At 73.9% G+C, this 13,345-nt stretch carries 14 protein-coding genes; 10 read left to right on the forward strand and 4 right to left on the reverse strand.

Annotation, left to right across the window (positions count from 1 at the left end; translation table 11 throughout):
* Nucleotides 1-5 precede the first annotated feature (5 nt).
* A complete protein-coding gene (locus D7M15_RS05725; protein ID WP_121516498.1) occupies nt 6-920 on the reverse strand; it encodes an SDR family oxidoreductase in 915 nt (304 codons plus the stop codon).
* Between the two features lie 207 nt (nt 921-1,127).
* Between D7M15_RS05725 and D7M15_RS05730 the strand changes: the two genes are divergently transcribed.
* Complete coding sequence (locus D7M15_RS05730; protein WP_121516499.1) at nt 1,128-1,649, forward strand: DUF4240 domain-containing protein; 522 nt, start codon at nt 1,128-1,130, stop codon at nt 1,647-1,649.
* 60 nt (nt 1,650-1,709) lie between these two features.
* Here D7M15_RS05730 and D7M15_RS05735 read toward each other — a convergent pair whose 3' ends face one another.
* A complete protein-coding gene (locus D7M15_RS05735) occupies nt 1,710-2,234 on the reverse strand; it encodes a GNAT family N-acetyltransferase (protein ID WP_121516500.1) in 525 nt (174 codons plus the stop codon).
* Between the two features lie 42 nt (nt 2,235-2,276).
* Here D7M15_RS05735 and D7M15_RS05740 point away from each other — a divergent pair, with 42 nt between their 5' ends.
* The 4 genes from D7M15_RS05740 (at nt 2,277) to D7M15_RS05755 (ending at nt 6,201) form a co-directional block, all read left to right on the forward strand.
* Nucleotides 2,277-3,176: a TIGR01777 family oxidoreductase gene (locus tag D7M15_RS05740; RefSeq protein WP_121516501.1), complete on the forward strand. Its 900-nt coding sequence runs from the start codon at nt 2,277-2,279 to the stop codon at nt 3,174-3,176.
* A gap of 297 nt (nt 3,177-3,473) precedes the next feature.
* Complete coding sequence (locus D7M15_RS05745) at nt 3,474-4,946, forward strand: FAD-dependent oxidoreductase (RefSeq protein WP_240649142.1); 1,473 nt, start codon at nt 3,474-3,476, stop codon at nt 4,944-4,946.
* Nucleotides 4,947-5,225: 279 nt separating this feature from the next.
* On the forward strand, nt 5,226-5,579 hold the full coding sequence (locus tag D7M15_RS05750; protein ID WP_240649143.1) for a hypothetical protein: 354 nt from the start codon (nt 5,226-5,228) through the stop codon (nt 5,577-5,579).
* 172 nt (nt 5,580-5,751) lie between these two features.
* Nucleotides 5,752-6,201 carry a VOC family protein gene (locus tag D7M15_RS05755; RefSeq protein ID WP_121516502.1) on the forward strand — a complete coding sequence of 150 codons (450 nt, stop codon included), beginning with the start codon at nt 5,752-5,754 and terminating at the stop codon, nt 6,199-6,201.
* Between the two features lie 88 nt (nt 6,202-6,289).
* Here the strand turns inward: D7M15_RS05755 and D7M15_RS05760 are convergent, their stop codons facing one another.
* Nucleotides 6,290-7,915: a regulator gene (locus tag D7M15_RS05760; protein WP_121516503.1), complete on the reverse strand. Its 1,626-nt coding sequence runs from the start codon at nt 7,913-7,915 to the stop codon at nt 6,290-6,292.
* A gap of 204 nt (nt 7,916-8,119) precedes the next feature.
* Here D7M15_RS05760 and lipB point away from each other — a divergent pair, with 204 nt between their 5' ends.
* The 4 genes from lipB to D7M15_RS05775 all read left to right on the forward strand — a co-directional run bounded on the left by lipB (nt 8,120) and on the right by D7M15_RS05775 (nt 10,941).
* Nucleotides 8,120-8,890, forward strand: a complete 771-nt coding sequence (gene lipB / locus D7M15_RS05765) for a lipoyl(octanoyl) transferase LipB (protein ID WP_121516504.1) — start codon at nt 8,120-8,122, stop codon at nt 8,888-8,890.
* Between the two features lie 72 nt (nt 8,891-8,962).
* Nucleotides 8,963-9,901 (forward strand): lipoyl synthase, encoded by a 939-nt coding sequence (gene lipA, locus D7M15_RS05770; RefSeq protein ID WP_121516505.1) that lies wholly within the window; start codon nt 8,963-8,965, stop codon nt 9,899-9,901.
* 110 nt (nt 9,902-10,011) lie between these two features.
* The gene (locus tag D7M15_RS28385) at nt 10,012-10,182 is read left to right on the forward strand and encodes a hypothetical protein (protein ID WP_165906204.1); all 171 of its coding nucleotides are present in this window, start codon (nt 10,012-10,014) and stop codon (nt 10,180-10,182) included.
* A gap of 69 nt (nt 10,183-10,251) precedes the next feature.
* Nucleotides 10,252-10,941 carry a DUF4191 domain-containing protein gene (locus D7M15_RS05775; protein WP_121516506.1) on the forward strand — a complete coding sequence of 230 codons (690 nt, stop codon included), beginning with the start codon at nt 10,252-10,254 and terminating at the stop codon, nt 10,939-10,941.
* A 173-nt stretch (nt 10,942-11,114) separates the two neighbouring features.
* On the opposite strand, the gene D7M15_RS05780 is transcribed toward D7M15_RS05775, so the two are convergent.
* Entirely contained in the window at nt 11,115-11,585 is a 471-nt protein-coding gene (locus tag D7M15_RS05780; RefSeq protein ID WP_121516507.1) for an RDD family protein, read from the reverse strand.
* A gap of 272 nt (nt 11,586-11,857) precedes the next feature.
* Here D7M15_RS05780 and glnA point away from each other — a divergent pair, with 272 nt between their 5' ends.
* The gene (glnA, locus tag D7M15_RS05785) at nt 11,858-13,273 is read left to right on the forward strand and encodes a type I glutamate--ammonia ligase (protein WP_121516508.1); all 1,416 of its coding nucleotides are present in this window, start codon (nt 11,858-11,860) and stop codon (nt 13,271-13,273) included.
* Nucleotides 13,274-13,345: the final 72 nt, after the last annotated feature.

Consider the following 13,345-nt stretch of genomic DNA (forward strand, 5'->3'; position numbering starts at 1 on the left):
CGCCGTCAGCGGTAGCCGGTGGTGTCCGCGGGCTTCCCGGCCTGCTCCACCTCCGTGATGTACCGCCAGGCGTCCGGCTGCGACCCGTCGGTGTCCGTGAAGCCGTACACCTTCGCCAGGCCGCCGCTGGACAGCGACTGCCCGTGGAAGCGGCCCCGGTCCGGGTCGGCGGCGAGCGCGGCGAGGGCCCGGCCGACGTAGACGGGGCTCTCCGAGATGGCGAAGTGCGGGTCCTTCGCGCAGCCCGCCCGCCAGTCCTCCTCCGTCACCTCGAAGTGCGTGTCGAGCATCGCCTCGGAGCGCAGCCACCCCGGCGTGAGGCAGACCGCCGTCGTGCCGTACTCCTCCAGTTCGACCGCCAGCCCCCGGGTCATGCGCAGCGGCGCGTACTTGGCCAGGTCGTAGTAGAACGGCTCGCGGTAGCGCGCGTTGTACTCCTCCGTGCCGTCCGTCACCTCCACCAGCAGGCCGCCGGGCCTGCGGATCAGCAGCGGCAGCGCGTAGCTGCTGGTGATGATGTGCGACTCGACGCCGAGCCGCAGCACGCGCAGCCCGTCCGCCAGGTCGTGCTCCCACATCTTCTTGCCCCACCGCACGTACCGGTCGCCGCCCCAGACGTCGTTCACCAGGATGTCCAGCCCGCCCCGTTCCCGGTCGACGCGTTCGGTCAGCGCCCGTACCTGCTCCGGGTCCAGGTGGTCGGTGGGCACCGCGATGCCGGTGCCGCCCGCCGCCGTCACCAGCTCCGCCGTCTCCTCGATGGTCTCGGTGGCCCGGCCGACCTCGCTCACGTGCTCGCGGGTGGTGCGCCCCGTGGCGTACACGGTCGCCCCCGCCCGACCCAGCTCCACGGCCATGGCCCGGCCCGCCGCCCGCGTCGCGCCCGCCACCAGGGCGGTCTTCCCCTCGAGTTCCCGCACGGTCCTCGCCTCTCCTCGTCGTCGCGGCGTACGACTCCGTACCCGCGTCGGTGACTGTGCCAGCGATACCCGACATCCTGTGTCGGGCTTTACGGGTGTCGCGTACGCGCCGTCGCGCTCCTCGCCGGGACGGGTGGATAACGACACAGCCGCAGGTGTGCGGCTCCGCGTGCGGCGGCGGGTGCGAGGCACGATGCTGGTGCCGTGATGGACGAGACGGAGTTCTGGGAGCACGTGGACAGCGCCCGCGAGGCCGCCGACGGCGACCCCGAGGAGCAGGCGGACGTGCTCGTCGAGCGGCTGGCGAAGCTCGACCCGGAGGCGGTGGCGGTCTTCGCCCGGCACTTCGAGTCCCGGTTCGACCGAGCGTACCGGTGGGACGTCCGGGCCGCCGCCCGGCTGCTGCTGGACGACCCGGGGGACGACGCGTTCGACGCGTTCCGCTGCTGGCTGATCGGGCAGGGCCGGGAGGTGTACGAGACGGCCGTGCACGACACCGACGACCTCGCCGGTGTGCTGGCGGACTTCGACCCGGAGCTGGACGGCGACGCCGACGACCTGGGCTACGCGGCCGACGAGGCGTACGAGCAGCTGACCCGTACCGAACTGCCCGACCCGGGGCTGCCGGAGCCGCCCGAGGAGCCGGAGGGCACGGCGCTCGACCTGGCGGACGACGGCGCCCTGGCGGCGCGGCTGCCGAAGCTGTGGGAGCGGTTCGGCGGGGGCTGACGGGCGGGCGGTACGGCAGCGGGCGGGCGCGCGGGGTCCCGTACGGCGAGGGCCCCGCGCTCAGCCCGTGACCCGGCGCCCCATCAGCACGTCGTCCACGTACTCCCCGTCGAGCAGGAACTCCCCCGGCAGCACGCCCTCCACCGCGAAGCCCGCCGCCGCGTAGAGCCGCCGCGCGGGCCGGTTGTGGCCGAGCACGCGCAGCGTGACGCGTTCGACGCCCTCCTCGCGCGCCCGTACGCACGCGGCGTCGACCAGGGCGCGGGCGATCCCGAGGCCGCGGGCGGAGGCGGCGACGAGCAGGCCCTGGATCTGGCGGACGTGCGCGTTGGAGGGCAGGCCGGTGGGCGGCGCGAGCCGTACGTAGCCGACGACGCGCGCCTCCGGTTCCGGCCCCCGCCCCGGCAGTTCGGCGACGAGGAACTGCTCCGGCGGGTGCGCCCGGTCGAAGAACGGCGCGTACGGCGGCAGCGGCCGCGGCGTCACCGCGTGCGCCGTCGACCAGCCCTCCCGGTCCAGCACGGCGAGCGCCTCCTCGTCGGCGGGACGGGCGGGGCGTATCGCGTACGGAGCGGCTGCGGTCATGGCGCTCACCTTGCCTCGCCCGCCGCGCGGCCGTCCACCACAATGGGCGCCATGCGTATCGCGGTCACCGGCTCCACCGGGCTCATCGGCACGGCTCTGCTCGCCTCCCTCCGGGCGGACGGACACGAGACAGTACGACTCGTACGGCACGCGCCCCGCGCGGGCGACGAGGTGCGGTGGGACCCCAAGCGCGGGTACGTGGACACGGCGGGGCTCGTCGGCTGCGAGGCCGTCGTGCACCTCGCGGGCGCGGGCGTGGGGTCGCGGCGCTGGACGGAGGCGTACAAGAAGGAGATCCGCGACAGCCGCGTCCTGGGCACCACCGCCGTCGCCGAGGCCGTCGCCTCGCTCGACCCGAAACCGCGCGTCCTCCTCGTCGGCACCGCCGTCGGCTACTACGGGGACACCGGCGACCGCGCCGTCGACGAGACCGCGCCACCCGGTACGGGCTTCCTGGCCGACGTCTGCCAGGAGTGGGAGCGGTCCGCCGCACCGGCCGAGGAGGCGGGCGTACGGACGGCGTTCGCGCGTACGGGGCTCGTCGTCGCGCGGGGCGGCGGCGCGTGGGGGCGGCTGTTCCCGCTGTTCAAGGCGGGGCTGGGGGGACGGCTCGGGGACGGGCGGCAGTTCTGGAGCCACATCGCGCTGCACGACCACATCGCGGCGCTGCGGCACGTCCTCGACACGGAGACCCTGCGCGGTCCGGTCAACCTGACCGCGCCGGAGCCCGTCACCAACCGGGAGGTGACCGCCGCCATGGGGCGGGTGCTGCACCGGCCGACGGTGTTCACGACGCCCGCGCCCGCGCTGCGGATCGCGCTGGGCGACTTCGCGGAGGACGTGCTCGGCAGCCAGCGCGTACTCCCGTCGCGGCTGCTCGACTCGGGCTTCACGTTCGCCTTCCCCGGCATCGACGACGCGATCCGCGCGGCGCTGGACTGACGGGGTACGCGAAGGTGCGCGCCGGTCCCCTCCGTACGGTCGCCTCCCGCGGCGTCGGACGCCCCCGTACGAGCCCGCACACGCCGTCCGTACGCCCGCCGTGCGACTCCCGTGCGCTGGCGTTGCGCTCCCGTGCACCGGCCCCGGCCCGCGCGCTACTGACAGCGATCCCCCAACTGCATAGGGTCTGTGCCGACTTGGGTATTCCTCGCGCTCGCCTGGGCATGAGGTCAACGGGACATTCCTGATCCCCGCTGGCAAAAGCCCTACTGTCGCGGTCGACCCCCGGGAGGGCACGTGCACATCAGCAGCGCACGCACACGCCGTACGGACACCTCGGACGCCGACGTGGTGATCGTGGGCGCGGGCCTGGCGGGTCTCGCCGCGGCCCACCACCTCACCGGCGCCGGGCTGGAGGTGGTCGTGCTGGAGGCCGGGCGGGAGGTCGGCGGCCGGATGGCGACCGACCACGTGGACGGCTTCCGGCTGGACCGCGGCCCCGGCCTGCTGTGCGCCGACTGGCCCGAGCTGGCCGGGCTCCCGGGCCTGGGCCTGGCGTCCACGCTGGCGCTGCGCCCGTTCACCCCGGGCGCCCTGCTGCGCACCGGCGACCGCTGCCTGCCCGTCGGGGACCTGCGCGCGGGCACCGGGCGGCACGCGCGGGCCGTACGGCAGGGGCGGGAGGGACGTCAGGGGCACGGGGTGGCGTACCCGTCCGCGTACCACCCGCGCAGCACGAAGCAGGCGCTCAACGCGGCGCGCTCCTTCGGCGGCGGCCGGGGGCGCGGTCGTACGCCCCGGGCCACGCGGACGACCATGAGCGACGCGCTGGACCTGGCGCTGCTGCGCGCGGGCTTCGCGCGGCTGGCCAACACCCCGGCGGAACGGCTCCGGGCGCGCGCCGAACTGCCCGCGGGCGAGGCCCTGTCGGTGCGCGGGCTGCCCGCGCGTACGGCGGACACGCTCGTCGCCCCGCTGCTCGCCGCGCTGCTGGGCGACCCGGAGCTGCGCACGTCCAGCCGGGTCGCGGACCTGGCGCTGCGCGGCTTCATACGTTCCGGGCTGTGCCTGCCCGCGGGCGGCGCCTCGACCCTGCCCGAGCTGCTGGCGGCGGGGCTGCCGCCGGGCACGGTGCGGCGGGGCGTACGGGCCACGTCGGTCGCGGCGAACGGCGTCGGCACGGCGGACCACGGCACCTTCGGCTGCCGCGCCGCGCTCATCGCGACCGGCGCGGGGGACGCCGCGCTGCTGCTGCCCGGCCTGCGCGTACCGGACTACCACCCCGTGACCGTGCTCCACCACGCCGCGGACGAGCCGCCGATGTCGGCGCCCGCCCTGGTCGTGGACGCCGACCGGCGGGGCCCGGTGTCGCACACCTGGGTCGCCTCGGCGGTGGACCCGTCCCGCGCCCGCCCGGACCGCACGCTGGTCACCTCGGTCGTGCTCGGGCCGGCCGCGACCGACCCGACGGGGCCGCTGGACAAGGCCGTACGCGCCCGCCTCGCCGACCTGTACGGCACCTCGACGGACCGCTGGGAGCTACTGGGCGGGCACCACGACCCGCGCGCCGTCCCCGCGATGCCCGCGCCGCACGACGGGCGGCGGCCGGTACGGGTGCTGTGCGGGCTGTACGTGTGCGGCGACCACCGCGACGCCTCCGGCCCGCAGGGCGCGCTGTCCTCGGCCCGGCGCGCGGCGGTCGAGGTGCTGCGGGACTTCGGGCTGCGGACGGCGGGCGTCGACGAGGACGAGGAGCTGGCGGCGGCCTGACGCGTCGGGGGCGCGGGGCGGCTGTTGTGGCGGGCGGGTCCGGCGTGACGGAGGGTCACCATCGGGACGTCCCGTCCGGGCCCGCGCACCCCTCCCCGTACGGGCCGGGTCGGCCCCCGTGGACGGCGCGCGGCGGGGGCGGGGACGGGCGGCGGGGGCGTACGCGGCGGCCGGGTCGCGGAATCCCCAACTCCGCCGCGACCAGGGCGTTGTCAGTGGGCGGCGGTACTCTTGGAGTAGTTCACAGCAGCGGAATCCCTGGCCCGTGGAGGTCCGAAGATGGCGACTGCCCGCCCCCTGACGAAGCGCCCGCCGACGCACCGTTCCGCATCGAAGTCCACGCCGAAGACACCCCGTTCGACACGTTCCGTGTCCGTCCAGTGCCCGCTGTCGGCGCCGAAGGTGCCGCTCCCCGCCGGGCAGCCCCGCGAGTGGTACGAGACGCACAACCGCCAGCTGAAGGCGATGCGGCTGGCGATAGCCCTGCTCGACTCGGGGGTCTACACCCCGGCCCGCGCCACGGACCAGCGCATCAGCGGCACCGCGGCCCGCATCGGTGTGCGCCCGCCGTCGCGCGCCACGTGCCGACTGGTCCGCTCGTTCCTGCCGACGCTCGGGGGCTGCGCGCGCTAGGCGATGTCCGGGGCGATGTGCCCGCCCGTCCGTCGTACGGTCGCCGTGGTGGCGGCCGCACGGCGGACGGGCGGGCGTTGTCCGACCCCTCGGGCAGGATCGTCGGCGGGCCCGTGCCACGGGTCCGTGGACCCCGCGCCCGTGCGGGGCCGGTGCCCACGGAGGGGTGCTCATGACGACCACGTTGCAGCTGACGATCGACTGCGCGGACCCGGCGCGGCTGGTGCGCTTCTGGGCGACCGCGCTCGGGTACGAGCCGGAGGCCCCGCCGGAGGGCTTCCCCGACTGGCGGGCGTACTGGCTCCACCTGGGCGTCCCCGAGGAGGAGTTGGGCGAGGGCGACTGCGCCGACTCGGTGGTGGACCCGACGGGCGCCGGGCCCCGCGTGTGGTTCCAGCAGGTGCCGGAGGGCAAGTCCGGGAAGAACCGGCTGCACCTCGACCTGAAGGTGGGCGGCGGCCGTTCCGTCCCGCTGGAGACGCGCAGGGAGCGGGTCGACGCCGAGGTGGCGCGGTTGCTCGCGGCGGGCGCGAGCCGTCTGCGGGTGCTGTCCACCGACGGCCTCGACCACTACGCGGTGACGCTGCGGGACCCCGAGGGCAACGAGTTCTGCGTCTGCTGACCCCGTACGCCCGTCGCCGTGAGCCCGCCCCCCGTGCGCCCGTCGCCGCCCGTGCCGGGGGCGGTCCCGGCACGGGCGCGGCGGCGGGTCAGCCCAGGGCGGCCACGCGGTCGCGGTAGCCGCGCACGGATGCCGCGTCCCGGTACGGCTCCAGCCGCCGCTCGAAGTCCCGTACGTACTCGTGCGCGCGGGTCGAGCGCATCTCCGTCGCCTGCTGGGCCGCCTCCGCGCCCAGCGCGCACGCCTGGTCCACCTCGCCCAGCGCCAGCCGCGCCGTCGCGAGCACCACCCGGCAGAAGAGGCGGCTGCGCGCGAACCCGGCGCCGCGCAGCTGGAGGGAGCGCTCGGCGTGCTGCGCCGCCGCACGGTACTGCTGGAGGTCCCGGTGGCAGTGCCCGAACTCGTCGGCGAGCTGCGCCTCGTCGAAGAACCGCGCCCACGGCGGCACGTCCTCGCCCGGCCGGGCCGCCTCCAGCGACCGTTCCGCGCGGGCCAGCGACGTCGTGCAGGCCCGCACCTCGTTCAGCACCCCGTGCCCGCGCGCCTCGGCGGCGTGCAGCAGCGCCTGCACGGCGGGCGGCGCCGCCGCGCCGACGCCCTGCTGCGCGACCCGCGCCAGCTGCACGGCCTCCCGGCCGTGCCCCAGGTACACCGCCTGCCGGCTCATCGTGACCAGCACGTAGCTGCCGTACGCGCGGTCTCCCGCGGCCTGCGCCAGCCGCAGCGCCTGCACGAAGTACCGCTGCGCGAGCCCGTGCGCCGCGATGTCGTACGACGTCCAGCCCGCCAGCCGGGTCAGGTCCGCGACCGCCGCGAAGAGGCGGCGCCCTGCCTGCTCGCCGTAGACGCCGCGGAGCAGCGGCTCGGCCTCGTGCTCCAGGTACCGCACCAGCGCCTGCCGGGCGTGGCCGCCGCCGTACGCGTGGTCGAGGGTGCGGAACAGGTCCCCTACGGAACGGAGCGCGGCGATGTCGCCGTTGGTGACGCGCAGGCCCGGCCCGCGCTCGATGCGGTCGAGGAGCGGCACCGCGGGCACCGGCATCCGCACCGGCGCACCACCGGCACCCGCCGGACCCGGACCGCCCGGCCCCCGCCCCGCGAGCGGCACCCCGGCGCCGCGCGCCTGCGCGGGCACCCGTACGGGCCCCTCGCCGGGCCGCCCCGCGGCACCGTCCGCGCGCCCGTCGGCCTTCCCCGGGTCCGTCCGCGCGCCGGGCACGGCCGGGCCGCCGCCCGGCTCCGGCCCGCGCGCCACGCGCTCGTCGGCCCGGCCGATGAGCCAGTCGCGGCTGGGCACCACCAGCCCGGCCGGGGTGAAGGCGATCTTGCGCAGCTCGGCGTGGCTCCCGGAGTCCTTCCGCCACAGCCCGCTCACGATGTCGACGGCCTCCACGGGCGTCGCCGCGAACTCCAGGCCCGCGTAGACCGGCGCGCACGCGTCGAGCCCCAGGTCCTGCGCGGACAGCCGCCGCCCCAGCCGCCGCGTGAACACCTCCGCGATCAGCGCGGGCGTCGTCCCGCGCGGCTGCTGGCCGCGCAGCCAGCGGGTCACGGACGTCTTGTCGTAACGCAGGTCGAGACCGTGCTCCAGGCCGAGTTGGTCCACGCGCCGGGCGAGACCGGCGTTGGAGAACCCGGCCTCCGCGATCAGCGCGGCGAGCTGGCGGTTGGGAGTGCGCTGCTGGGTCGAGCCCCCAGGTCGTTCCGTCGTCATCAGCTTTACGGTCTCCTGCCTCACGGCTTGCGGCAGACGCCGGGGCGCCCTGCTGGAACGGCGCGAATGTAATGGCCGGCGCCCCCGCGCAGGCCCCCTCCCAGCGGGTATTCATCCATACGTGTGAGGCGATGCCCGAAAGCCCCCGCGGTCCCGGCCACCCGTACAGTTGCACCCGTGCGCGACGGACATGAGGGAGCTGCGATGAACGGGTTGCGCTTTGTGACGCTGGGACTGGGCCCGGAGGCGGTCGAGTACACCGAGGCGCTGGCCGAGCAGCGGCGCGTGCACGAGGCCCGGGTCGCGGACGAGGTCCCGGACACCTGTCTCCTGCTGGAACACCAGCCGGTGTACACCGCGGGCCGCCGCACCGAGGACAGCGAACGCCCCCTCGACGGCACCCCCGTGGTCGACGTCGACCGCGGCGGCAAGATCACCTGGCACGGCCCCGGACAGCTGGTGGGCTACCCGATCCTGCGGCTGCCGCGCCCCGTCGACGTCGTCGCGCACGTACGGCGCCTGGAGGAGGCCCTGATCGGGGTCTGCGCCGAGTTCGGCCTGCCGACCACCCGCATCGAGGGCCGCAGCGGCGTCTGGGTCCTCGGGGAGCCGAAGCAGGAACTCGGCGGCCTGGCCCTGGACTTCGACCCGCGGCGGGACGACGAGTTCGACGCGCGCCTCAGCGGCCCCGAGTACGCCCCGTCGAACGCGGGCCAGCGCGGCGAGGACCGCAAGCTGGTGAACATCGGCATCCGCGTCGCCCGGGGCGTCACCATGCACGGCTTCGCGCTCAACTGCGACTCGGACAACACCTCGTACGACCGGATCGTGCCCTGCGGCATCCGCGACGCGGGGGTCACCTCGCTGTCGGAGGAGCTGGGCAGGAATGTTTCCGTCCCGGATGTGCTTCCAGTGGTGGAGAGGCACCTGCGCACGGTGCTGGAGTCACCGGCGCCGCTGCCCCGCGCCGTCTGAGCCGCACAAGCACAGGCGTACGCTGTGAGAAGCCGATGAATCGAAAGTACGTAGGTACGTAGGGAGCCGGACGTGTCCGCTGTCGCACCCGACGGTCGCAAGATGCTCCGCCTGGAGGTCCGCAACAGCGAGACCCCCATCGAGCGCAAGCCCGAGTGGATCAAGACCCGCGCGAAAATGGGTCCGGAGTACAACGCGCTCCAGAGCCTCGTGAAGCGCGAGGGCCTGCACACGGTGTGCCAGGAGGCGGGCTGCCCCAACATCTTCGAGTGCTGGGAGGACCGCGAGGCCACGTTCCTCATCGGCGGCGAGCAGTGCACCCGGCGCTGCGACTTCTGCCAGATCGACACCGGCAAGCCCGCCGAGCTGGACCGCGACGAGCCGCGCCGCGTGGCCGAGTCCGTGCAGCAGATGGAGCTGCGGTACGCGACGATCACCGGCGTCGCCCGCGACGACCTGGACGACGGCGGCGCCTGGCTCTACGCGGAGACCGTGCGGCAGATCCACGGCCTCATGCCGGACACCGGCGTCGAGCTGCTGATCCCGGACTTCAACGCCGTCCCGGAGCAGCTGGCCGAGGTCTTCTCGTCCCGCCCCGAGGTGCTCGCGCACAACGTCGAGACGGTGCCGCGGATCTTCAAGCGCATCCGTCCCGCGTTCCGCTACGAGCGCTCGCTGGAGGTCATCACCAAGGCGCGCGAGGACGGGCTGGTCACCAAGTCCAACCTGATCCTGGGCCTCGGCGAGACCCGCGAGGAGGTCAGCCAGGCGCTGCGCGACCTGCACGACGCGGGCTGCGAGCTGATCACCATCACCCAGTACCTCCGCCCGACGCCCCGGCACCACCCCGTCGAACGCTGGGTGAAGCCCGACGAGTTCGTCGAGCTCCAGCAGGAGGCGGAGGAGATCGGCTACGCCGGTGTCATGTCCGGCCCGCTGGTCCGCTCCTCGTACCGCGCGGGACGGCTCTACCAGCAGGCCGTGGCGGCCCGCGGCGCGCGGGTCGCGTGAGCTTCGCCTCAAGCGTTCTCCTTGGTTTGATTCTCCTGACATCCGCTGGTAACAACATTCCGTGAGGGTGGAATCACCCGTTGCCATGCCATCCGAAGGGGACGATCTGAATGCGTACGACGCTGCGCGCGCTGGAAGGACTGCTGCTGAGCGGCGGACAGCGGACCGCACGCCGTAACGCCTGGACGGCGGTCCTGGACGACCGTCGGCGGGCGACCGCGCGAGCCGAGGTGCAGCACGTACTGGACGCCCGTACGGAGGCTGTGCGGCGGCCCGTCTAGGGGCGCCGGTGAGGGTCGCCGCCGAGGGGTGAGCTCGTCCACTCGGCGGGGACACGTAAACTTCCTCCCATGGCGAGGAAGGAAACATCCGAGAATCCAGGGCGGCTCAAGCAGATCGCCCTGACGTACAAGATGACCCGGCGTGCCGACCGGTGGATCGGCTGGATTCTTGCCGGCGTGGGGCTCGTCACCTTCGGTGTCCTCCTCGCGATCGGCTTCCTGATCGGGCACCCGGTCTACCTGGGCATCCTGGGCTTCCTGTTGGCGTTCCTCGCGATGGCGATCGTCTTCGGACGGCGCGCCGAGCGAGCGGCGTTCGGGCAGATGGAGGGCCAGCCGGGAGCCGCGGCGGCGGTACTGGAGAACATCGGCCGTGGCTGGAACGTGACGCCCGCCGTCGCGATCAACCGCCAGCAGGACGTCATCCACCGCGCCGTCGGCAAGGCGGGCATCGTGCTGATCGGCGAGGGCAACCCCAACCGTGTACGGTCCCTGCTCGCGTCCGAGAAGAAGCGCATGGCGCGCGTCGTCTCCGAGGTGCCGGTGCACGACATGATCGTGGGCAACGAAGAGGGCCAGGTCCCGCTGAAGAAGCTCCGGTCGAAGATGTTCAAGCTGCCGCGGGTGCTCGCCGGACCGCAGGTCACCGAGACCAACGACCGGCTGCGGGCGATGGGTGACCTGATGAAGAACATGCCGATCCCGAAGGGCCCGATGCCCAAGGGCATGCGGATGCCGAGGGGGCAGGGCGGCCGCTGAGCCGTACCGGGCACGGCCCCTCCGGTCCGCCGGAGGGGTACGGGCGCACCACGCGGTGCCGGACACGTACGCGGGACGAGGCGTACGGGGGCGGGCGCGCGAGGGGCGCCCGTTTCGCGCGCGGGGAGCCGGTCGGGGGCGGGGTCGGCCGGTCGGGGCGGGGTGGCCGGGGGTTACATCCGGACCTGTACGGCGCCGGCGAGCCGGTCGTGCAGCCCGCGGCCGTCGCGGTCCCAGACCAGCGCGGGGAGCGCGAGACCCAGCAGCACCGTACGGACCAGCACGCGCCACGGCACGAGCCGCCCGCCACCGTCGGCGGCGACGACGCGCAGCCCGAGCAGCCGCTTGCCGGGCGTGCAGCCGACCGTGCCCACCGTGAGCAGGCTCATCAGCAGGAACACGGCGAGCGTCCAGGTGTCCGCGGCGGCCAGGTCCCGGTCGGCCAGCAGCCCGTAACCGATGAGGCCGGACATGCCCCAGTCGACGAAGATGGCCGCGAAGCGCCGCCCGAGCGGCGCGACCGAGCCCGCGCCCTCGCGCGGGAGGCCGAGGCGTTCCCCCCGGTAGCCGAAGTCCGCGCCCATGCTCTCGGCGGCGGCACGCGGGCCGGAGAGCCACGATCCGATCGCTTCCCTGTTGTCCACGCGTCCACGGTATCGCGGCGGAGATCGGCCTCGCGGGCGGAGTAGGGCCGTACGACCAGGGGCGGACCGTACGACCGGAGGGGGCCCGTACGAAGCGCGCCGGACGGACCGTCCGGTTAACATCGGCGAAACGAACGGGTCATGCCCGAGAAATGCCCTCTGCCTATGGTCGGGCACCAGCGCGGCGCCGTACGGACTCCTCGTGACCGTACGGGTCAGGCGCTCCGAGGCAGCAAGCCCGTCCCCTCGCGGCGGGACACAGGAGGAGTGGGATGTTCCAGAACGCCGACGAGGCCCAGGGGTACATCGCGGACAACGACGTGAAGTTCGTCGATGTCCGCTTCTGCGATCTGCCGGGCATCATGCAGCACTTCACGATCCCGGCCGAAACGTTCGACCCGGGCGAGAGCCTGATGTTCGACGGCTCGTCGATCCGCGGCTTCCAGGCCATCCACGAGTCCGACATGGCGCTCGTACCGGACCTGTCGACGGCCCGCGTGGACGCGTTCCGCAGGGACAAGACGCTCAACATCAACTTCTTCATCCACGACCCGATCACCGGCGAGCAGTACAGCCGCGACCCGCGGAACGTGGCGAAGAAGGCCGAGGCGTACCTCGCCTCCTCCGGCATCGCGGACACCGCGTTCTTCGGCCCCGAGGCCGAGTTCTACGTCTTCGACGACGTGCGCTTCGAGACCAAGGCCAACGCGGGCTACTACCACATCGACTCCGAGGCGGGCGCCTGGAACACCGGCGCGGTCGAGGACGGCGGCAACCGCGGCTACAAGGTCCGCTACAAGGGCGGCTACTTCCCCGCCCCGCCCGTCGACCACTTCGCGGACCTCCGCGCGGAGATCTCCCTGGAGCTGATGAAGAACGGCCTCGAGGTCGAGCGCCAGCACCACGAGGTCGGCACCGCGGGCCAGGCGGAGATCAACTACAAGTTCAACACCCTCCTCGCCGCCGCCGACGACCTGATGCTCTTCAAGTACATCGTGAAGAACGTCGCCTGGCGCAACGGCAAGACCGCCACCTTCATGCCGAAGCCGATCTTCGGCGACAACGGCTCGGGCATGCACGTACACCAGTCGCTGTGGAACGGCGGCGAGCCCCTCTTCTACGACGAGCAGGGCTACGCGGGCCTCTCCGACACCGCCCGCTTCTACATCGGCGGCATCCTCAAGCACGCCCCCTCGCTGCTGGCGTTCACGAACCCGACGGTGAACTCGTACCACCGCCTGGTCCCCGGCTTCGAGGCCCCGGTCAACCTGGTCTACTCGCAGCGCAACCGCTCGGCCGCGATGCGCATCCCGATCACGGGCGCCAACCCGAAGGCCAAGCGCGTCGAGTTCCGCGCCCCGGACCCGTCGTCGAACCCGTACCTCGCGTTCTCGGCGCTGCTGCTCGCGGGCCTGGACGGCGTCAAGAACAAGATCGAGCCGGCCGAGCCGATCGACAAGGACCTCTACGAGCTGGCCCCGGAGGAGCACGCGGGCGTCCCGCAGGTCCCCACCTCGCTCCCCGCGGTCCTGGAGGCCCTGGAGGCGGACAACGAGTACCTCCAGGCGGGCGGCGTCTTCACCTCGGACCTGATCGAGACGTGGATCGACTACAAGCGCACCCACGAGATCGCCCCGATGCAACTGCGCCCGCACCCGCACGAGTTCGAGCTGTACTTCGACATCTGAGCCGCGGATTCCGCACGAAGGCCGTCACTCCCGCTCCGGGGTGGCGGCCTTCGGCGTGGCCCGGGTACGGGT

The organism is Streptomyces sp. Z26 (assembly GCF_003665095.1).
GTDB lineage: Bacteria > Actinomycetota > Actinomycetes > Streptomycetales > Streptomycetaceae > Streptomyces > Streptomyces phytohabitans.

Bases quoted from the DNA above. Each gene is read 5' to 3' on its own strand.
- D7M15_RS05735 (WP_121516500.1), bottom strand. From the start codon at position 2,234: ATGACCGCAGCCGCTCCGTACGCGATACGCCCCGCCCGTCCCGCCGAC.
- lipB (WP_121516504.1), top strand. From the start codon at position 8,120: ATGAACGGGTTGCGCTTTGTGACGCTGGGACTGGGCCCGGAGGCGGTC.
- D7M15_RS28385 (WP_165906204.1), top strand. From the start codon at position 10,012: ATGCGTACGACGCTGCGCGCGCTGGAAGGACTGCTGCTGAGCGGCGGA.
- D7M15_RS05775 (WP_121516506.1), top strand. From the start codon at position 10,252: ATGGCGAGGAAGGAAACATCCGAGAATCCAGGGCGGCTCAAGCAGATC.
- D7M15_RS05740 (WP_121516501.1), top strand. From the start codon at position 2,277: ATGGGCGCCATGCGTATCGCGGTCACCGGCTCCACCGGGCTCATCGGC.
- D7M15_RS05760 (WP_121516503.1), bottom strand. From the start codon at position 7,915: ATGACGACGGAACGACCTGGGGGCTCGACCCAGCAGCGCACTCCCAAC.
- D7M15_RS05755 (WP_121516502.1), top strand. From the start codon at position 5,752: ATGACGACCACGTTGCAGCTGACGATCGACTGCGCGGACCCGGCGCGG.
- D7M15_RS05750 (WP_240649143.1), top strand. From the start codon at position 5,226: ATGGCGACTGCCCGCCCCCTGACGAAGCGCCCGCCGACGCACCGTTCC.
- glnA (WP_121516508.1), top strand. From the start codon at position 11,858: ATGTTCCAGAACGCCGACGAGGCCCAGGGGTACATCGCGGACAACGAC.
- D7M15_RS05730 (WP_121516499.1), top strand. From the start codon at position 1,128: ATGGACGAGACGGAGTTCTGGGAGCACGTGGACAGCGCCCGCGAGGCC.